Consider the following 19,008-nt stretch of genomic DNA (forward strand, 5'->3'; position numbering starts at 1 on the left):
AATATGAAAGATTCAGAGAAAATTAGAGTGACAGAAAATGATCTCTCCCAAAATTCTAACGGAGTGAATGATCATCACAAGGCTCAATGGGAAAGATTAAAGAAACCTTTCATCTACTTTTTGATGGCTGCTGTATGTGCATCTTGCTTTTATCTCATCTTTAAGCCCAAAACCGATCATACCATTATTGAAGAGGCTGGCTTTAATGCAGCTATTCCACAGGCAAAAGACGCTCAATTACAGTCTGATAAGCAAAAGGCTTATGAGCAGCAGTTATTAGAGCAAAAGAATGAAGAAAAGCGAAATTCAATAACAACTTTATCAGATTACTGGAATGACCAGAACGGAGTAAACGATAATAGCAACCCACCTTCTTCAGCATCCACTAAAAGTGTATTTCAGCAATCCGATCAGAATGCTCTGAACAGTTATCGAAATGCACAGCAGACCTTAAGCTCTTTCTATAATCGGGATAATCAGGAGGTCAATAATCTGAGGAAAGAAATTTCAAGGTTAAAGAATGAGTCAATGCAAAATCATGCTGTTCCTGCGGGTCTGGGAATGAACGACCAGTTAGAGCTCATGGAAAAATCGTATCAAATGGCTGCTAAGTATCTTCCAACGATGCCAAAGCAGGAAAAACCAGCAGAAAAAGAAGAGATCGAAAAGCCAACGGAAAAGAAGGTTAAACTGACTTCAGCAATACCGGTACGTTCCAATGTTGTTTCCTCATTATACAGAGACCAGTCGGATAGTGCTTTTGTCGCAGGTTTGAATCAGAATAGATTTTATGACAGTCAAAATGATTCAGAAAACTCAGTTCAAACAAAAAATGCAATAAGAGGTGTGGTCTATGAAACTAAGACTTTGGTCAACGAAAGTACATTATCTATAAGGCTTTCAGAAGCGATGAAAGTCGGACGAGCTGAAATTCCAATTGGGAGTTTACTGATTGCAGTGAGCAAATTTCAGGGTGGGAGGCTTCAGTTAAAAATATCTTCCATTCAATCTCAAGGTAATATCTATCCTGTAGAAATCAATGTTTATGACACTGACGGTCAGGTGGGATTGTATGTTCCTTATTCAGCGGAGCAGAATGCGGTAAGCGATATTGTAGCTAATATGAGCCAGACTTCAGGCACTAATATTATGATGACCCAATCTTCAGGGCAGCAGATTGCAGCTGATCTGAGCAGGGGAGTAGTGCAGGGACTGTCTGGTTATTTTCAGAAGAGAGTCAGACAATTGAAAGTAACTGTAAAAGCGGGCCATCAGGTCTTACTCTTACCCAAAAATAACTAATCAAAAAAAATAAAAATGAATACACAAAAGAGTCATTATATTCTCATTATGCTATTACTTCTGTTAGCAAGCAAGGCATTTGGGCAGGATTCTGTGACAACTTATATTTCCTTGGAACAGGCAAAATTGGACCCTTTCCGGATTAACGTCACCTACAATAAAACAAGTCATCTGATATTTCCTACATCAATACGATATGTTGACCTGGGAAGTGATCTCTTGGTTGCCAATAAGGCAGAGCCTATAGGAAACGTCCTTCGGGTTAAGTCAGCTGTCAGGGATTTTGAAGAGGAAACTAATTTTTCGGTCATTACTGAAGATGGAAAATTTTACAGTTTTGACGCATCCTACAGTTCTTATCCCGATATACTCAGCTATGATTTAGTAAAACTTCAGAGAGGTATGGAGCGACAGTATGCTGATGTATTATTTGAAGATCTTAAAGGAAGCTCAACTTCTCTCACCTGGCTTATTATGGAAAATCTTTACAGGAAAAGCAACAGAACTATTAAGCATATTGCTTCGAAAAGTTATGGAATTGAGTTTTCAGTCAGGGCGCTGCACGTTAATGACAGCAAGTTTTATTTCACATTGCAGGTTAAGAATCAAAGTAATGTGGGGTATGCTATTGAATGGGTCAATTTTAAAATTGTCGATAAAAAGAACTTAAAGCGAACGGTCGTTCAGGATAAGATTTTAGAGAAGGTTCGTACCTATTTCCCGGAAAGGATAATAGCTGATCATTCAGACAGTAAAGGGATTTATATGCTTGATCAGTTTACGCTCTTAAAAGATCAGGTTTTGGAGATTGAAATTCTGGAAAAGAATGGGGGAAGGCATCTGAAAGTACAGCTTGAAAATGAAGATATTGTTCATGCAAGATTGATAAACAGTTTAACCATTAAAACGGAGTAAGATGCACAAAATATTTTTAACAGTCATCTTAACGATGATAATGGGTAGCAAAATATTTGCTCAACAGATGATTCCTAAGCAAATTGGTATTGAATTTACCTATTCGGTATTTCCAAAATCTCCAGAAAAGCAAAATTATATGTTTAGTACGGGGCTTGTTTCTTACTCGAAGAATGGTAATTACTTTTTTGGACTGGCAGAATATGGTAGAAAATATTATAAATACACAAGCGGCGATATCCCGATAGATAGTTTCCTGCTGAGCAGTGGGTACAGTTTTTATGTTTGGGGAGACTTCATGCGAAATGTCAATTTTAATCTGGGAATTGGAGGTCTTGTTGGTTATGAACAGATTAATAGAGGTGATGAATTGTTGTATGATGGATCAAAGCTTAACTCTACAGGTAATTTTATTTATGGGACGAACGGTAAGCTGTCTATTGAAAGCTATCTGACTGAGCATTTAGTTTTCCTGGTCAACGGGCAACTTCGCTTTTTGAAAAATAGTCAAATGGTTAATTTTCACTCTCTGCTGGGGGTAGGAATAAGATATAATTTCTAAAAATAATGAAAAATGAAAAATATAATTAATACAGCTAAAATACAACTAAAGTGTTTCTTGCTACTATTTGTGATTGGACTATTTTTACAATCATGTGAGAAAGAAGATTTGGAAATTCAGCAGAATTATCTTTTTAAGGTGTCGGTTATGCCTGTTCCCAAGGATATCGCTAAAGATGAGTATGTGGAGATCCGTATCAAAATTATTCCTGAAGGTAATTTTGCTGACACCAAATATTATCTTCGATATTTTCAGTTTGAGGGAGCAGGAAAGCTGCAGTATTATAACACTCAACCTTACTTTCCTAATGATATTTATCCTCTGTATGAGAAAGAGTTCAGATTGTATTATACTTCAACCTCTGAAGTTTCACAATCATTTACGGTATGGCTCTCAGACAGTTTTGGAAATGAGGAGAAAATTGAATTTCAATTCAACAACAAAAAGCTAAACGGATAAATACTATTTCTTTAGCTTACAAATATATATTTCCACTTCAAATAAAATCATCTAATTTGAGAAGCATTGTTTAGTATTTGCGGAAAGATGGTTGATCCCTAAAGGGCAAGCATCTTTCCGCGACGCAACAAGAATCCAGACCAGGAACCGGCTCTGGATTCTTATTTTTAGAAATTTAAGTCCCTTATAAAATACCTTCATCGGAGAAAGAGAAGGAGTCGGTTGAAGTTATTATACAATGATCAAGCAGGTTAATATTTAACAGTTGGGCAGCCTCCTTTATTTTTTGTGTGATGCATATGTCTTCGCGAGAAGGTGTAAGGTTTCCGGAAGGGTGGTTATGGGCTATAATAAATGATACGGCATTACATAATAGAGCTCCCTGCATGATGATTCTGATGTCAACAAGAGAAGAGGTAATTCCAGATTCTGATATTTTTTGTATTCCTAAGACCTTGTTAGCCTGATTCATATACATTGAGTAAAATGACTCTCTGTAGTCGATCTGATCTGCATCAAAATGTTCCCTGAAAATATCTGCAGCATCCTGGGAGTTCAGTACTTTTTTTTCAGCATTTCCTTTTCTTGTGTAGATCAATTTGATCTCATTTACGATATTATATTTCATTGTTATTGCTCTGAGTACGGCAGAGCCTTTTGTTTCCCGTACTTAAGTTAAAACAGCATTTATTTAAAACATTATTTAAAACACTATTTAAAACATCTTTGAAATGTTATGTATCTTTTCTGGATCAAAAGCCTTTTCAATCTCTTCTCCGTTCTATTTCTTAAAAGCCTTTCAGGCTTCGCTGAATATTTTTCAAAAGAAAAACCGGAAAAAAGAAAGCAGATATGAAGTGTTGACAATGAAAAAAAACAAAAGGAAACGGAATAATTGGAGGGTACCTTTAGGGAGGAAACCGTTTATGCCGTAGTCTTTTGGTTGGATTAGCAAGACGGCTGGCAACAATACCTTAGCTGCCTTTTTACCGGTTTATTATTGAAAATGTTTCGTGTAATAGCAGTCAATAACCTGTTTTTGTATATGAAATGAATGTTTAAATTAACAATGTTGATTTTATTTGTATTTTAGTTGAATCTAAGAATGATGAATTTCTTTGCATCAATTTTCTCTTGTTGCACCTAAAAAATAAATTTAAACGTAACCACATCTTTTATAAATAAAAATTTTTTCCGCCTGATGGTTGATGTTAAGTGTTTCGTTTGATTTTACATGTTCAAGCGTTAGACATTTATATTTAAAAGCCAAATACATCACATAAGTGTCTGGGTTTAATTTCAGAACAGTTGTCCAATACTTTTATTAAAAAAGTATTGGTATGGAGAAGAAAGTTGAAATTAGTAACATTACCATAGAGGAGATTATCAAGATTTTTAAAGAAGAGGAGGGAATTGAATTAAGCATTGAGGAGGCGAAAGATATTTTAAGCTTTCTGACGATGCTCTTAAAAATTACCATTAAGAGTTTTTTAGAACAATAATATTTTCTAAGATTTATATATGAAAAAAGCCGATTTATATATCCGTGTGTCAACTGATGAGCAGGCAGATAAGGGATACTCGCAAAGAGATCAGGAGGAACGATTAAAACGTTATTGTGAAAACAATAACATTAAAGTAGGTCAAATCATCTATGAAGATTACTCAGCCAAGACTTTTATCAGGCCAGAGTGGATTAAATTACTGGATACGCTAAAGAAAAAAAGCTCAAAAACGGATCTGCTGCTTTTTACAAAATGGGATCGCTTCAGCAGGAACGCTGGCGATGCGTATCAAATGATTAACATACTTAGGAAAAGTAACGTTGAACCGCAGGCTATTGAGCAACCTTTAGATCTTTCAATTCCTGAAAATAAAATGATGCTGGCTATATATCTTGCTGCACCGGAAGTTGAAAACGACAGGCGCGCTCTGAATACTTATTATGGAATGCGCCGTGCTAAAAAAGAGGGCAGATTAATGGGAAGGGCACCTTATGGCTACGCTAACAGAATAACGGAGAACGGGAAAAAGTATGTAATCCCGAAGGAACCGGAAGCTTCCAATATGAAATGGGCATTCAATGAAATGTCCAAAGGCGTTTATTCAGCGAGCCAAATCATGGATATGATGAACAGAAAAGAAGGAAAGTCAGTTAAGATAAGTGCCTTTCTTGCAAGTTTACGCAATACCGCATATTGCGGGAAAATTTACGTGGAGCAATTCAATGAAGAGGAGGCTCATTTTGTTAAAAGTATTCATGAACCTTTGATCAGTGAAGAACTATTCGAAAAAGTTCAATGTATAATGGATGGAAATGTGAATCCAGCCAGACCTAATGTAAAAGTACTGTCTGACGATAATTTGCCATTAAGAGGTTTCCTTCTGTGTCCGGAATGTGGTCATTTGATTACAGGCAGTGCCTCTACGGGACGTTCTGGAAATAAATATTATTACTATCATTGCCAATCCCCGTGTTCATACCGTTACAAATCTGAGATTATTAATTCTAAATTTTTAGAAATATTGCAGTCATTGGAAATGCGCGCATCTATAAAAAATTATTTGAAAAAAGTGTTGAGGCAAAATTTTGAAAAATTAATCAATAATCCCCAAAGAGAAAGGAAAGCAATTCTATTAGAAATAGATCGTTTAAACAGTAAATTGAAACAGGCAAGAAATAAACTGATGGAGGAAGTCATTGATGATGAAGATTATCTTGAAATTAAGACCGGCTGTAAAGGACAAATTGAAAAGCTCGAAGCTAAATTAACTAAAGGAAAGGATAATAAGAAAATAGATTTTCAAAAACTACTAGACCAAGCATTATCGAACCTAGTAGACCTTGCGAAAGTCTATACTGATGGGGATATCGAGGTAAAACGTAAAATAATTGGTTCGATATTTCCTGAAAAATTGCAATTTTCAGAAAATCATTATCGAACCACCCGACCCAATGTTTTGCTCTCTTATATATACCAGATAAACAATGAGTTAGGCATGAAAAAAAACCGGAAAGAAAGTGAATTATCATCTCTTTCCGGTCTTGTACCCAGGACCGGGATCGAACCGGTACTCCTAAGAACTGGTGTTTGAGACCAGCGCGTCTACCAATTCCGCCACCTGGGCTTGATGTTGATTACAAACATGACGTTTGTTTCAAATTGGTGTGCAAATATAGGAACTTTTTTCAATGTTCAAAAGCTTTTTGAAGAAAATATTTTAAAAATTAAGTTCCAAACCATCGTAGGCAAGATGTATACCGGCTGGAAGCTCCTTATCTTCAATATCATGCAGCCCTAAATGGTGGCTTATGTGGGTTAAAAATAATTTTTTAGGTTTTAATTCTTCAAACAGTTTAATAACATCGGGAAGAATAAAATGGGCAGGATGAGGATCAAATTTTCTGATGCAGTTTAAGATCAGAATGTCCAGATCCTTCAGTTTTTCCTTCTCTGTTTCAGAAATGTAACCTGCATCCGTAATGTAGGCCAGCTTTTTAAACTTATACCCAAAAACAGTAATCTTATAATGAATGACTTCCACAGGAGTAATTTCTGTCTCCAGTACCTGAAAAGGTTTGTTTTCTATTTCATGAAGCTCAAAAGCTGGCGCACCGGGATATTTTACATCTGCAAAAGCGTAAGGAAACCTGTTTTTTATTTCTTGAGCCACTCTTGAATAGCAGTATAACGGAACATCTTTTCCACTTTTAAAAATCAGTGGCCGCATATCATCCAGCCCAATCACATGGTCATTATGTTCATGGGTAATCAACGCAATGTCTACGTTATGTTCATGGTTGGCAAGCATTTGCTGCCTGAAGTCCGGACCGCAGTCTATCAGTATTTTTTTATTTTCCTCCGTAGTGATTATCACGGAAGAGCGTAAACGTTTGTCTTTGGGATTTTCTGAAGTACACACTTCGCATGTGCAGCCTATAACAGGTACACCTTGAGAAGTACCGGTTCCTAAAAATTTCAACTTCATTTTGTTTTGAGGTTGGTTTAATTTTGGTAAATTTACAAAAAATTTCATGTCCTAATGTATCAGAAACTAACTCCTAAACAAAAAGCATTAACAATTAATCTAGATCCTACTATTTATGGTACTTTCGCAGAAATTGGAGCAGGGCAGGAGACTGTTCGCCACTTTTTTAGAGCAGGGGGAGCTTCCGGTACAATTGCTAAGGCAATGTCTGCTTATGACAAAGATTTTAGTGATGCCATCTACGGAAAGGAAGTAAAAAACAGGTACGTTACCCAGAACAGGCTTCGCAAAATGCTTCGATATGAAGTAGCTTTGATTGAAGAGAGAATTTCAAGAGATAATAATCCGGATAGAAAATTCTTTTCTTATGCCAACACAGTAACTACCATCAATTTTGACAAAACGGTAAAAGGCCACGGCTGGGTGGGAATCCGTTTTCAGACCAAAGAAAATGAAGATTACAATGAAATCGTTATCCATGTAAAATTCAAAGAAAATGATGCTACTCTTCAGCAGGAAACTTTAGGGAACCTGGGAGTAAATCTTATTTTTGGAGCTTTTCATTATTTTGACAATCCAAGAACTTTGGTAGAATCTCTTTACGATGATATTGCAAAAGATAACCTGGAGATTGATATGATCGACTTCAGCGGACCAGCTTTTGCGTATGTTGACAACAGACTGATGTCTCTTCAGCTTGTAAAGAACGGAATGACTGATGCCGTGATCTTCAATTCTCAAGGGAGCAACATGCTTCCGGCAGATGTTTTATACAAGAAAAATATTTTCGCGGTAAGAGGAAGTTTCAGACCGGTGACCAAGGTAAACATTGATATGCTTAAAAATGGTATGGATATGTTCTTCAAAGATGCTACCTGCACCCATGAAGAAACAGAAGTTCTTATCGAAATTACCATTTCCAATCTGAGAGCAGATGGAGACATTGATGAGAGAGATTTCCTTGATAGAGTAGATATTCTTGCAAAGCTGGGGTATACTGTTATTATTTCAAACTTCTCTGAATATTACAGACTGATTGATTATTTTGCCTCTTATACAAGTGGTGACATCGGAGTAGCAATGGGGGTAAATAATATGCTGATGGTATTCGATGAGAAATATTATAAAAATCTTTCGGGAGGAATTCTTGAAGCATTCGGGAAGTTCTTCAGAAATGGAATGAGAGTATATCTGTATCCTTACAAAGATCCGGAAACTCATCAGTTATTAGATTCTTCCAACCTGAAAGTGGAAGAAAATCTGAAAGAATTATATAAGTACTTCAAACACAACAACCGTATCGTAGATATTACCAATTATAATCCTGAGTTTCTGGAAATTTATTCCAGAGAAATATTGAGAAAAATTGCATGTTGTGTGAAAGGCTGGGAAACCCAGGTTCCGGAAGGCGTAGCAGAAATGATTAAAGAGCGTGGAATGTTCGGGTATAAAGAAGAACTTTCCCTAAAACAATTCTCTTAAAATATAAATACAATGTCAGAATTAAAAAAAAGACTTTCCTCAATTCTCGAAAGTCCTAAACATAATACAGAAGAAAAACTTGAAAAAGTCTGCCACCTTTTGGATCAGGAAATTCCTTACTTCAACTGGACGGGTTTCTATTTCAAAAACGGAGATAAGGATGAATTGATTTTAGGTCCTTATGTAGGAGCACCTACCGATCATACAATCATTCCTTACGGTAAAGGAATCTGTGGTCAGGTTGCAGTTTCCAACGAAACATTTGTAGTTCCTGACGTACATGAAGAAAGTAACTACTTAAGCTGTTCTATCGATACGAAAGCAGAGATTGTAGTTCCTATTTTTAAAGATGGAAAAAATATTGGCCAGATCGATATTGATTCTCATACCATAGATCCTTTCACGCAGGAAGACCGTGAATTACTGGAATGGCTATGCAATGAAATTGCAAAAATTATATAAAAAGCTAAATGTTTTGTAGATAAAATATTTGTAAAAACCGTTAAAACCCCTATTTTATAAGGGGTTTTTTCATGGCTTTAATCTATTATTTTATTAGAACTTCGTTGTACTAACTAATAAAAATATAACGTCATGAAAAAAATGTTAACTCTTTTACTTTGTTTATTTCTTATATATGGAAGTGCACAAAAGATTAAAACCCAAAATCTGGGTATAGAAAAAAGAACTCGTATCACAGAAGGAGGTTCGGTACAGATGTCTGTGAGATGGGGCTGGAAGAATATATGGCCTTTTTGCCATAAAGATGGTTTATTTTGTAGAAAAGTTCAGAAAGCTAACGAAGAACCTGCTATTGATCAATTAATTGTGGATGAAACGATCAATACAATAGACATAGAACAGATTTCTGAAAATAAAATTTTAATCAAATCGATGCGCATTGCAGGAAATGTTTCGGATGAATTGGTAAAAAAATTTGAAGAAAAAGCAATTCCTATTGAAACAAATGAGCTTTCTTTAGATGGGCTGAAACCTTATTTTTCAAAAATGAATATGGAAATTCAAAGTGAGCCAGTAGTTTTCACTCCCGAAAATCAAAGATATGAAGTAGATATAGTAAAGGAAAATGGAAAATCCATGAAAGTCATCAAGGATATCAGCAGTCAAAAATAAATATCAATAACAAGCCTTTTATTCTGAATATAATAACCTCCAGCAGAAAATTTTAGTTTAAACGATCAGATAACCATACTAATGTCTTGTCCATAAAGCAAGGCATTATTTTGTATAAGCAAATTGAGAAACCAATTCCCTGAAATATTCTTCACATTTCGCAATGTGCGTCCCATACCAGGAAAAAGCTTCACCATCCACTATTATGATTTTTTTATCAGGATAAAAAGCCTTTAGTTCCTCAATATGCTTTTCTTTAAACGGAAATGGTTCAGACGAAAGCATAATGACATCGGCATCTGCAAGATCTTCAGTAGTGATTTGAGGATAACGGGTCTGGTTTTTAAAAATATTTTCAAAACCAATTTCAGTTAAGATCCTATGAATAAAGGTATCCGAACCAATGGTCATATAAGGGTTCTTCCAGATAAGATAAGCAGCTTTTACTGGAATATCCAGTTTGGCCTGATTCAGAACATCATAGATTTTAAGATTAAACAGCTGTGCTCTGTCTTCCTTTCCGAAGAGCTTTCCGAGATTCTTAAGCAAATAATAATTGTCCTCAATAGTGTCGATATTAGTGACCATTACTTTATAATCATCCATCAGAACTTCCACCTGATCTTTTACATTTTCTTCCTTATTGGCAAGAATAAGATCCGGCTGTAATACTTTAATCTTTTCAATATTAATATTTTTTGTTCCGCCGATTATGGGTACATTTTTTATTTTATCCTGAGGATGAATACAGAATTTTGTTCTTCCTACCACTTCATTTTCGGTCAGTCCAAGGTCAAATAAAGCCTCAGTAATAGAAGGTACAAGTGAAACGATTTTCATATTGGCATGTTAGATGATGCCTAAAATTACAAAAGTTTTCCGGTTAAGAAAAGTCCGGCTACGGTAAAATAGATAATAAGCCCTGTAACATCCACCAGCGTTGCTACAAAAGGAGCAGATGAAGTAGCAGGGTCAAGATTCAATTTCTTTAAGACAAACGGGATCATGGAACCTGATAATGTTCCCCACAATACAATGGCAATCAGGGAAACAGAAACACTTAACCCTACGTATACCCAATACTGTCCGTAATCAAACAGGCCTATCTGCTGCCAAAGCATAATTCTGACAAATCCGATAACTCCTAAAATTGCTCCAAGACATAATCCGGAGATAATTTCTTTTTTCATTACATACCACCAATCTTTCAGACTGATTTCCTGAAGAGCCATCGCTCGGATAATCAAAGTAGCAGCCTGTGATCCGGAATTTCCGCCACTGGAAATGATCAATGGAACAAATAGAGCAAGAACAACCGCTTTTTCAATTTCCTTGTCAAAATATCCCATTGCAGAAGCAGTCAGCATTTCAGAAACAAATAAAATGATCAGCCAGGTGGCTCTTTTCTTGATCATTTCTGTCCATGAAGTCTGGGTGTAGGGAAGGTCCAATGCTTCCAATCCCCCAAATTTCTGGATGTCTTCCGTGTTCTGCTGTTCAATCTGATCCAGAATGTCATCTATTGTTACAATTCCTACCAGAACACCAGCTTCCGTAATAATGGGAAGCGCACCACGGTCATATTTTTCGAAATAGGTTACCGCATCCTCTTTGGAAGTAGTGGTGGTAATAGCTACGAAATGATTGTCTGTGATATCAGAAACCAAAGTGTCTTCCTCTTCCAGCAGTAATGTTCCTATGGCAAGGTCATCAATCAGGCGGTTTCTTTCGTCTACCACGTACAGGTAGTTCATGGTTTCCACCCTTTTTCCTACCTTTTTAATCTGCTGAAGACATCTTTTTACCGTCCATTCCTTACGGATCTGGATATAGTAAGGAGTCATCAGACGGGCAATAGAATCCGAATTGTATCCAAGAAGTTTTAACGCAATCCTTCTTTCCTGAGGGTTAAGATGATTGATGGAGTACTTAATCAGCTCATCCGGGAAATCCTCGAAAAGAGCAGTTCTGTCATCCGGAGTCATTGCATTCAGGATTTCGGAAACTTCATCGCTTCCGATACTTCTGATGGTATCTTCCTGAAAATCAGGATCAAGATGTGAGAAAACTTCTGCTTTGTATTCTTTCGGAACCTTCAGGAACGCGAGCAGCCTCTCGTCAGCAGGAAGTTCGCTGAGAGTTTCGGCAATATCGGCAGGGTTAAAGATAAGTTCGTCTCTAGAATTCAAAACGTGAAATTTTTGGATATGCAAAAATAATTCAAATTTTTAAGACTGAGTAATAAACTGACAAAATTAAGGATTAATTAAAGTTGATAGCTTCATTATAAGGGCAAAAAAACACCCGCCGAAACGGATGTGTAAAAATTAAATTTTAAATTCCAATATTCTCTACATTGGTTCGGATTGTGAGGTGGGAATGTATATGCATACAGCATTAGTAGGGTTCGCAATCTGAATGGTCACCACACTTTTTTATTCCACTTCCTTTAATGTTTTTCTGTTCCAGCCTGTTCAGGTTTTTAGATTTGCATCTTTTATCGTAATAAGATATAAAATGTTTTCTAGTCTTCTATACAGGCATATTCCATACATGCTCCTCTGCAGCAGAAGCCTATGTAGCAAGGTCTTGTTTCGCTGCATCTGAAAGGTCCGGATCCTCCGTTAATTTGTTTGGTAGCTTCTCTGCTGAGTTTCTTTAGATTTTTCATAAGATTTTGGATTTAATGTCTGTCTAAAGTAGTAAAAAATATTTAATAAATCCTTGTTTTGTGAAAATATTTAATTGTTAATCAGTTTTTTATAGTGTTTTTTTAATAAAAGGCATCCATCCGTAAGTATGAACAAGCGCTTTATTTAACATGAAAATATTTAGAATTCAGGACACGGGAAACAGTTCGTAAAAAATTATGAATGATGAATTTTTCTCGTACAGCTTATTAAAAAAGTAATAACATTCACAATTGACTAGCAAAGCAAAATTGACTATTGACGATAAAATTCTTAATATTCCAGCCTTAACCCCGGAATTTTAAACCCTAAAGCTCTGCTTCCGTCGGTTTCAGCTTTCTCAGTTTCTTAATAATTCCTTTTATAGCTCCTTCGGTTCCTATTTTGACGGAATTAACGGTAGAACCCAGCAGACGCATATTTTTCCGGTAGGTATCATGGTCGGTTTCGGTAACAAGTGTTCCGTCAGCACCAAAAAGTTTCATACTCACAACCACCTGATTGGAGAAAACATACTTGCCAAATCCTACTTTGAAATATCTCACTTTAGAAACAATAGCAAAATCTGCATCATTGTTGAGACAGTAATCCACGATGGTCTGTTGGTCTATGCTGTCGAAGGGAACCTGTACTTCTGCACGGAGCATTTTATTTCTTCTGTTACTGAAATTATCGGTAACAACATCAAAGAAAGCATTGTTGGTAGGGTCTTTTATTTCGTCGATATCAGGTTCTACCTCGGGATTGAAGTAAAGAACTTTTTTTATTTTATCATCAGTATTCTTCTGGGCTTTTACCGAAGTAAATCCGATGAATAAAAAAGTAGTAACCGCTGTAAAGAATATAATTTTTTTCATTTGTAATTCGAATGCAAAATTACTGCCTTTTCGTTGGATTGCATACAATTTATTAAGAAATTTTTAACATTTTTTTCTATCAAATTTGATATATGAAATCAATAATGTTTGCAGAATCAAAAAATAGTCGTAATTTTGCACCCGTTACATAATAATCATTAAACAATATTGGAATGTACTTAACAACAGACAAAAAGCAGGAAATTTTCGCAAAACACGGAAAATCTGCACAGGACACAGGAAGTGCTGAAGGACAAATCGCTCTTTTCACTTTCAGAATCAATCACTTATCTCAACACCTAAAGGCTAACCGTCACGATTTCAACACAGAGAGATCTCTAGTGAAATTGGTAGGTAAGAGAAAAAGTTTATTAGATTACCTTAAAAACAAAGATATCGCAAGATATAGAGCAATTATTGCTGAACTAGGTTTAAGAAAATAATCTATAAAGATTTTCAAAATAAAAAAGCAACTTCGAAAGAGGTTGCTTTTTTGCTTCTACATAAGAAGGGATTTTTAATCACAAAAGACACAAAAGTTTTTTTTAAAAATACTAAATGGCGGAGAAGAGCACTTAAGTTTCTTAAAGTCTTTGATTCTCATGGGGTAATAAAAGAGTATTTAGATTCCTACGGAGTGATAAACTGTATGGATAGACCAATACGCCAATTGTGTTATTCCGTAGGAATCCAGCCTTTATTAGCTTGAAAAAAATACTGAAGATGATAACAACATCACTATTCAGCCTACTTTCCAATCTTCCCCAAATGAGTATTCTGAAAACTATCCGGATACTTCAAGCCGTAACCCAGAATTCTGTCAAACGCAGAGTGAGAAAACAAAATAGAGCCAATCACCTGCAAATAGGGAAGAGACAAAGCTGTTCCGGCAAGATAAACGATAATGGCTACTCCTAAATGATGGAAGAGATTATAGCAAAAAGCACCTGCTTTAGTATTAATTGTGTATCCTAGCATGGAAATGTCCGGAGCAAGAAATAGCCCTGCAAACCACCACCAGGAGTATCCTGTTTGGGCAAAAGCATAGATTCCTGATAGTAGAAATGCTGCGTATTCAAGCTTTAACTGTATTTTCATAATAATGGTGTCAGTTTATAAGATAAGTTCTTTTTTCTGATAAAAAGTTACATGGTAAGATGGGAAAAAAGAAAGCGGAATACCTTTGAGATATTCCGCTTATACATTTTGATTTGAATTTGATTTGAATTTGATTTGAATTTTAATGCCCTGATTTGGATTCTGTAGTTTCCACATGCCCCAGATATCTGGTACAGTATGCTCCGAATATCAGAATAACCAGATAGCAGAATACAGGGATAATGAATGAATGCTGTACCCCAAACTGATCTGCAAGATATCCCTGGAATATCGGAACAATAGCGCCTCCCAGAATTGCCATTACCACTAAAGAAGATCCTTGGCTGGTATATTTACCCAATCCTGAAATAGCCAGTGTGTAAATATTCGAGAACATGATAGAATTGAAAATTCCGATTCCCAGAATACTGTACATGGCCAGTTCACCATGATTCACCATTGCAGAAATTAACAACGCAACATTGATCGTTGCAAAGATGGATAAAGTTCTTGCCGGAGCTGCTTTACCCACGAAAAAAGCAATGAAATTAAGTATGATAAACACAATGAAAAAGCTGATCTGACTGAAAGTAAGATTGACAATGCTGAAAATCACAAGGAAAACAGCTGCAGCTGCTCCCAGCATATAAACAGCCTTTTTGCTTTGACTTATTGATTGATTTAAAGAGATGGCTCCAAGAAAACGGCCAATCATCGCTCCGCCCCAATATAAGGAAAGGTAATTTTTACTGATGATCTCATTAAAACCCATAATCTGCGGCTGCTCCAGGAAACTGATAATAAAACTTCCTACGGCAACTTCTCCGCCTACATAACAGAACATAGCAAATACTCCGAATTTCAGATGACTGAATTCAAGTGCTCCCCAGCCTTTTACCACTTCTTCTTCACCCATCTGAAAGGAAGGAAGCTTTACTCTGGAAATCAATAAAGCAACCAGTAAGAGGATCCCAGCAAAAATAAGATAGGGAATTCTTGTGGCTACCGCACTGAATGATCCGTCCGGAGAAGAGAAAAATTCAAAAATAAGGTGGCCTCCAAGTACCGGGGCAATCGTTGTTCCGAAGGCATTGAATGCCTGGGTCATATTCAGCCTGCTGGATGCAGATTCTTCACTTCCCAACAGTGAAACATAGGCATTAGCTGTAATTTGTAATACCGTAAAGCCCAATCCTAAAATAAACAAAGCACCCAGAAACAGAGGGTAATATGAAAATGTAGCTGCCGGATAGAACAGAACGCAGCCAAATGCTGCCAGAAAAATTCCGAACAGGATTCCTTTTTTATAGCCTAATTTATTGATGGGGTCTCCTTTCGTAATGGAAATCATAAAATAAATCAGCGATCCGATAAAGTAAGCTCCGAAAAAACAGAACTGTACCAGCATGGATTCGAAAAAGGTAAGATTGAACAGCTGCTTCAGATAGGGAATCAGAATGTCATTCATACAGGTGATGAATCCCCACATAAAAAACAGCAGGGTGATGGTAATTAACGGAACCGTATAATTCCTGCTTTGAGATTGTACTTCTTTATTAATCATAAACATTTATTTATCTGGATAAGGAGAGTTCCTTAACTTTTTTAGCCTACAGCATTGTAATTGGTGAAGTAGGGCAAATATAGGAATCAGCCTGTTGGTTTGCAATATTTTTAATAGTTTTTAGAATGGAACAGATGCTTTTTTCAGATCAATGTATTATTTTCATTTTTTGAGACAATAATACAAAAACGACTGCATTTTTCAATACATTATCCTCAAAAAAAGACTTTTTTATTTTCATAAATAGTGAATAAGTTCAGATTAATGATGTGAATTTTCAGACTTTCATCAATTGATAGCCAATTTTTTGTATTTTAAACGCCTATTAAAGGCATCGAAAAATTTAATATATCATTATTATATAGTACCTTTGCAAACGAAAATTTAAAGAGTTTAAATATTAATCATACTCAATACGGAGTATAAAGAAGCAAATTTATGAGTATACCTCAAGCGTTTACAGAAACGATTATCCTTGCAGACGGCAGGGAAATCACTATTGAAACGGGAAAGCTGGCTAAGCAGGCAGACGGATCTGTAGTGGTGAAATGTGGTGGAACTATGCTTTTAGCAACAGTTGTAGCCAACAAAGAAGCAAATCCTGGTGTAGACTTTTTACCATTAACAGTAGATTACAGAGAAAAGTTTTATGCAGGTGGAAGAATTCCTGGAAATTTCTTCCGTAGAGAAGCAAAACCATCTGATGATGAAGTGCTTACAATGAGATTGGTGGACAGAGTATTGCGTCCTCTATTCCCTGAAGATTTCCACGCGGAAGTACAGGTAATGATTTCATTGATTTCTTACGATAAAGAAGTAATGCCTGAAGCATTGGCAGGTTTGGCAGCTTCTGCAGCTATTGCAATTACAGATATTCCTTTCAACGGACCAATGTCTGAAGCAAGAGTCGTAAGAATTGACGGAGAACTGGCCGTGAACCCAAGCTATGAAAATTTATTAAAATCAGATATTGACATTATGGTTGGAGCTACTAAAGACTCCATCGTAATGGTAGAAGGAGAAATGAAGGAGATCTCTGAGCAGGAAATGCTTGAAGCCATCAACTTCGCTCACGCTGAGATCAGAAAACAGATTGAAGCTCAGGAGAGATTAGCTGAAAAAGTGGGAAAATCTTTCCCTAAAAGAGAATACAGCCACGAAGATCACGATGAAGAAATTCGTGAAAAAGTATGGAAAGAATGTTACGACAAAGTGTACGAAGTAGCAAAAACTCCATCTAATAAAGAAGAAAGAGGAGAAAAATTCAAAGCTGTTCTTGAAGAGTTTTTAGCACAATATGCTGAGAATGAAGAAGAACTGGCAAGAGTAACACCTTTCGTTAAAGTATATTACCACGACGTAGAGAAAGAAGCAATGCGTCAGATGATCCTTGAAGACAATATCCGTCTTGATGGTCGTGATCCTCAGACGATCCGTCCAATCTGGTCAGAAATTGATTACCTTCCGGGAGCTCACGGCTCTGCGATCTTTACAAGAGGAGAAACTCAGTCTTTAACAGCAGTAACTCTGGGTTCTGTAAAAGATGCCAACATGATCGACAGCGTAATCACGCAGCACGACGAAAGATTCTTCTTACACTATAATTTCCCTCCGTTCTCTACAGGTGAAGCAAGACCTTTAAGAGGTACTTCAAGAAGAGAAGTAGGACACGGAAACTTAGCTCAAAGAGCTTTAACTGCAGTAATTCCGGCAGAAAACCCATATACAATCAGAATTGTTTCCGATATCTTAGAATCTAACGGTTCTTCTTCAATGGCAACAGTTTGTGCAGGTACACTGGCATTGATGGATGCAGGGGTTCAGATTACAAAACCTGTTTCAGGGATTGCAATGGGTCTGATCACTGATACAAAATCAGGGAAATTTACCGTACTTTCTGATATCTTGGGAGATGAAGATCACCTGGGAGATATGGACTTCAAAGTAACAGGTACTGCAGACGGTATCACCGCTTGTCAGATGGATATCAAAATCCAGGGACTTTCTATGGATATCATGGAGAAAGCTTTGATGCAGGCTAAAGACGGAAGATTACACATCCTGAACAAAATCACTGAAACTATTTCTCAGCCAAGAGCAGACGTGAAGCCTCATGCTCCGAAAATGGTGGTAATGGAGATTCCAAAAGACTTCATCGGTGCTGTAATCGGACCTGGTGGAAAAATCATTCAGCAGATGCAGAAAGATACGGATACAGTGATTGCTATTGAAGAAGTAGGGGAAATCGGACGTATCGAAATTTCTGGTACAGACAGAGAAAAAATCAACGCTGCCATTGCCAAGATCAATGAAATTACTTTTGTACCTGTTGTAGGAGAAATTTATAAAGGTAAAGTAGTGAAAGTAATGGACTTTGGTGCATTTGTAGCCATTGCTAAAGGAACAGAAGGACTTCTTCACATTTCTGAAATTGAATGGGCTCGTTTAGACAAAGTTCCTTATGCAGAAGGTGATGAAGTGGAAGTGAAGTTCATGGGTTACGACGACCGTAAGAAAATGAAACTTTCCCGTAAAGTTCTTTTACCAAGACCTCCAAGACCGGAAGGACAAGGCAGACCTGAAGGGCAGAGAAGACCGGAAGGACAGGGCAGACCAGAGGGACAGAGAAGACCTGAAGGGCAGAAGCCACAAGGTGAAAAGCCGCAAAGCGAAAAGCCAGTGGAAAACCAAACGCCTTCCAACGAAGCTTAATAAGATTCATTCTTAAACATAAAAAATCCCTCAATTTGAGGGATTTTTGCTTTTTTTGGACACTATCCCACAAAGTGTGTAAATTAAAAAGTTAGGGCTTGGATTTTATAATCTGAGCCTTTGTTCAAAAATAAGCATAAACTGGTTAAGAACAATACCCCAATTTTGAATTGGCATTGTCCATTTTTTAGTAGCTTCTTTTAAAGCGAGATACACTGATTTCATGACGGCATCATCTGTAGG

General features: G+C 36.6%; 19 protein-coding genes, 1 tRNA gene and 1 pseudogene. 11 read left to right on the forward strand and 10 right to left on the reverse strand.

Going from position 1 to position 19,008, the window contains the following annotated elements; genetic code table 11:
• Positions 1 to 3 precede the first annotated feature (3 nt).
• The 4 genes from traM to BW946_RS18065 are packed head-to-tail and all read left to right on the forward strand — an operon-like array spanning position 4 to position 3,238.
• On the forward strand, positions 4 to 1,302 hold the full coding sequence (traM, locus tag BW946_RS18050) for a conjugative transposon protein TraM (protein ID WP_076597493.1): 1,299 nt from the start codon (positions 4 to 6) through the stop codon (positions 1,300 to 1,302).
• 15 nt (positions 1,303 to 1,317) lie between these two features.
• Complete coding sequence (traN, locus tag BW946_RS18055) at positions 1,318 to 2,217, forward strand: conjugative transposon protein TraN (protein ID WP_076597494.1); 900 nt, start codon at positions 1,318 to 1,320, stop codon at positions 2,215 to 2,217.
• Position 2,218: 1 nt separating this feature from the next.
• Entirely contained in the window at positions 2,219 to 2,779 is a 561-nt protein-coding gene (locus BW946_RS18060) for a conjugal transfer protein TraO (protein ID WP_076597495.1), read from the forward strand.
• Positions 2,780 to 2,791: 12 nt separating this feature from the next.
• The gene (locus BW946_RS18065; RefSeq protein WP_076597496.1) at positions 2,792 to 3,238 is read left to right on the forward strand and encodes a DUF3872 domain-containing protein; all 447 of its coding nucleotides are present in this window, start codon (positions 2,792 to 2,794) and stop codon (positions 3,236 to 3,238) included.
• 184 nt (positions 3,239 to 3,422) lie between these two features.
• Here the strand turns inward: BW946_RS18065 and BW946_RS18070 are convergent, their stop codons facing one another.
• Positions 3,423 to 3,866, reverse strand: a complete 444-nt coding sequence (locus BW946_RS18070) for a JAB domain-containing protein (RefSeq protein WP_076597497.1) — start codon at positions 3,864 to 3,866, stop codon at positions 3,423 to 3,425.
• A 712-nt stretch (positions 3,867 to 4,578) separates the two neighbouring features.
• Here BW946_RS18070 and BW946_RS21500 point away from each other — a divergent pair.
• Positions 4,579 to 4,740, forward strand: a complete 162-nt coding sequence (locus BW946_RS21500; RefSeq protein ID WP_002980924.1) for a hypothetical protein — start codon at positions 4,579 to 4,581, stop codon at positions 4,738 to 4,740.
• A gap of 19 nt (positions 4,741 to 4,759) precedes the next feature.
• Positions 4,760 to 6,334 (forward strand): recombinase family protein, encoded by a 1,575-nt coding sequence (locus BW946_RS18075; protein WP_076597508.1) that lies wholly within the window; start codon positions 4,760 to 4,762, stop codon positions 6,332 to 6,334.
• Here BW946_RS18075 and BW946_RS18080 read toward each other — a convergent pair.
• A tRNA-Leu gene (locus tag BW946_RS18080) sits at positions 6,288 to 6,367 on the reverse strand. The genes BW946_RS18075 and BW946_RS18080 overlap by 47 nt on opposite strands.
• A 93-nt stretch (positions 6,368 to 6,460) precedes the next feature.
• A complete protein-coding gene (locus BW946_RS18085) occupies positions 6,461 to 7,228 on the reverse strand; it encodes an MBL fold metallo-hydrolase (RefSeq protein ID WP_076597509.1) in 768 nt (255 codons plus the stop codon).
• Positions 7,229 to 7,282: 54 nt separating this feature from the next.
• Here BW946_RS18085 and BW946_RS18090 point away from each other — a divergent pair, with 54 nt between their 5' ends.
• The 3 genes from BW946_RS18090 (at position 7,283) to BW946_RS18100 (ending at position 9,844) form a co-directional block, all read left to right on the forward strand.
• Positions 7,283 to 8,710 (forward strand): hypothetical protein, encoded by a 1,428-nt coding sequence (locus BW946_RS18090; protein ID WP_047432722.1) that lies wholly within the window; start codon positions 7,283 to 7,285, stop codon positions 8,708 to 8,710.
• Between the two features lie 12 nt (positions 8,711 to 8,722).
• Positions 8,723 to 9,172: a GAF domain-containing protein gene (locus tag BW946_RS18095; RefSeq protein WP_076597498.1), complete on the forward strand. Its 450-nt coding sequence runs from the start codon at positions 8,723 to 8,725 to the stop codon at positions 9,170 to 9,172.
• Positions 9,173 to 9,304: 132 nt separating this feature from the next.
• A complete protein-coding gene (locus BW946_RS18100) occupies positions 9,305 to 9,844 on the forward strand; it encodes a hypothetical protein (RefSeq protein ID WP_076597499.1) in 540 nt (179 codons plus the stop codon).
• Between the two features lie 105 nt (positions 9,845 to 9,949).
• Here BW946_RS18100 and BW946_RS18105 read toward each other — a convergent pair whose 3' ends face one another.
• From BW946_RS18105 to BW946_RS18115, 4 genes are all read right to left on the reverse strand, one after another.
• The gene (locus tag BW946_RS18105) at positions 9,950 to 10,684 is read right to left on the reverse strand and encodes an ABC transporter substrate-binding protein (RefSeq protein WP_076597500.1); all 735 of its coding nucleotides are present in this window, start codon (positions 10,682 to 10,684) and stop codon (positions 9,950 to 9,952) included.
• A 26-nt stretch (positions 10,685 to 10,710) separates the two neighbouring features.
• A complete protein-coding gene (gene mgtE, locus BW946_RS18110) occupies positions 10,711 to 12,033 on the reverse strand; it encodes a magnesium transporter (RefSeq protein WP_076597501.1) in 1,323 nt (440 codons plus the stop codon).
• Positions 12,034 to 12,368: 335 nt separating this feature from the next.
• Positions 12,369 to 12,515 carry a bacteriocin-like protein gene (locus BW946_RS21505; RefSeq protein WP_168801953.1) on the reverse strand — a complete coding sequence of 49 codons (147 nt, stop codon included), beginning with the start codon at positions 12,513 to 12,515 and terminating at the stop codon, positions 12,369 to 12,371.
• A gap of 327 nt (positions 12,516 to 12,842) precedes the next feature.
• Positions 12,843 to 13,391, reverse strand: a complete 549-nt coding sequence (locus BW946_RS18115; RefSeq protein WP_076597502.1) for a pyruvate decarboxylase — start codon at positions 13,389 to 13,391, stop codon at positions 12,843 to 12,845.
• 173 nt (positions 13,392 to 13,564) lie between these two features.
• Between BW946_RS18115 and rpsO the strand changes: the two genes are divergently transcribed.
• Entirely contained in the window at positions 13,565 to 13,834 is a 270-nt protein-coding gene (rpsO, locus tag BW946_RS18120; protein ID WP_034692246.1) for a 30S ribosomal protein S15, read from the forward strand.
• A 304-nt stretch (positions 13,835 to 14,138) separates the two neighbouring features.
• Here the strand turns inward: rpsO and BW946_RS18125 are convergent, their stop codons facing one another.
• Complete coding sequence (locus BW946_RS18125; RefSeq protein ID WP_076597503.1) at positions 14,139 to 14,489, reverse strand: DUF4260 domain-containing protein; 351 nt, start codon at positions 14,487 to 14,489, stop codon at positions 14,139 to 14,141.
• A 142-nt stretch (positions 14,490 to 14,631) separates the two neighbouring features.
• On the reverse strand, positions 14,632 to 16,053 hold the full coding sequence (locus tag BW946_RS18130) for a sugar MFS transporter (protein ID WP_076597504.1): 1,422 nt from the start codon (positions 16,051 to 16,053) through the stop codon (positions 14,632 to 14,634).
• Between the two features lie 438 nt (positions 16,054 to 16,491).
• On the opposite strand from BW946_RS18130, the gene BW946_RS18135 reads away from it, so the two are divergent.
• Entirely contained in the window at positions 16,492 to 18,765 is a 2,274-nt protein-coding gene (locus BW946_RS18135; protein ID WP_076597505.1) for a polyribonucleotide nucleotidyltransferase, read from the forward strand.
• Positions 18,766 to 18,870: 105 nt separating this feature from the next.
• Here BW946_RS18135 and BW946_RS21715 read toward each other — a convergent pair.
• Positions 18,871 to 19,008: pseudogene (locus tag BW946_RS21715) on the reverse strand (IS256 family transposase); the annotation flags it as partial.

Source organism: Chryseobacterium sp. RU33C (assembly GCF_900156015.1).
In the GTDB taxonomy this organism is placed as follows: Bacteria; Bacteroidota; Bacteroidia; order Flavobacteriales; family Weeksellaceae; genus Chryseobacterium; species Chryseobacterium candidae.

What these genes read in the sequence shown, in the direction of transcription:
- BW946_RS18095 (WP_076597498.1), top strand. Translation starts at nt 8,723, where the DNA reads ATGTCAGAATTAAAAAAAAGACTTTCCTCAATTCTCGAAAGTCCTAAA.
- BW946_RS18125 (WP_076597503.1), bottom strand. Translation starts at nt 14,489, where the DNA reads ATGAAAATACAGTTAAAGCTTGAATACGCAGCATTTCTACTATCAGGA.
- BW946_RS18105 (WP_076597500.1), bottom strand. Translation starts at nt 10,684, where the DNA reads ATGAAAATCGTTTCACTTGTACCTTCTATTACTGAGGCTTTATTTGAC.
- BW946_RS18130 (WP_076597504.1), bottom strand. Translation starts at nt 16,053, where the DNA reads ATGATTAATAAAGAAGTACAATCTCAAAGCAGGAATTATACGGTTCCG.
- BW946_RS21505 (WP_168801953.1), bottom strand. Translation starts at nt 12,515, where the DNA reads ATGAAAAATCTAAAGAAACTCAGCAGAGAAGCTACCAAACAAATTAAC.
- rpsO (WP_034692246.1), top strand. Translation starts at nt 13,565, where the DNA reads ATGTACTTAACAACAGACAAAAAGCAGGAAATTTTCGCAAAACACGGA.
- BW946_RS18065 (WP_076597496.1), top strand. Translation starts at nt 2,792, where the DNA reads ATGAAAAATATAATTAATACAGCTAAAATACAACTAAAGTGTTTCTTG.
- BW946_RS18115 (WP_076597502.1), bottom strand. Translation starts at nt 13,391, where the DNA reads ATGAAAAAAATTATATTCTTTACAGCGGTTACTACTTTTTTATTCATC.
- BW946_RS21500 (WP_002980924.1), top strand. Translation starts at nt 4,579, where the DNA reads ATGGAGAAGAAAGTTGAAATTAGTAACATTACCATAGAGGAGATTATC.
- BW946_RS18135 (WP_076597505.1), top strand. Translation starts at nt 16,492, where the DNA reads ATGAGTATACCTCAAGCGTTTACAGAAACGATTATCCTTGCAGACGGC.
- traM (WP_076597493.1), top strand. Translation starts at nt 4, where the DNA reads ATGAAAGATTCAGAGAAAATTAGAGTGACAGAAAATGATCTCTCCCAA.
- BW946_RS18100 (WP_076597499.1), top strand. Translation starts at nt 9,305, where the DNA reads ATGAAAAAAATGTTAACTCTTTTACTTTGTTTATTTCTTATATATGGA.
- BW946_RS18060 (WP_076597495.1), top strand. Translation starts at nt 2,219, where the DNA reads ATGCACAAAATATTTTTAACAGTCATCTTAACGATGATAATGGGTAGC.
- BW946_RS18085 (WP_076597509.1), bottom strand. Translation starts at nt 7,228, where the DNA reads ATGAAGTTGAAATTTTTAGGAACCGGTACTTCTCAAGGTGTACCTGTT.
- BW946_RS18075 (WP_076597508.1), top strand. Translation starts at nt 4,760, where the DNA reads ATGAAAAAAGCCGATTTATATATCCGTGTGTCAACTGATGAGCAGGCA.
- traN (WP_076597494.1), top strand. Translation starts at nt 1,318, where the DNA reads ATGAATACACAAAAGAGTCATTATATTCTCATTATGCTATTACTTCTG.
- BW946_RS18070 (WP_076597497.1), bottom strand. Translation starts at nt 3,866, where the DNA reads ATGAAATATAATATCGTAAATGAGATCAAATTGATCTACACAAGAAAA.
- BW946_RS18090 (WP_047432722.1), top strand. Translation starts at nt 7,283, where the DNA reads ATGTATCAGAAACTAACTCCTAAACAAAAAGCATTAACAATTAATCTA.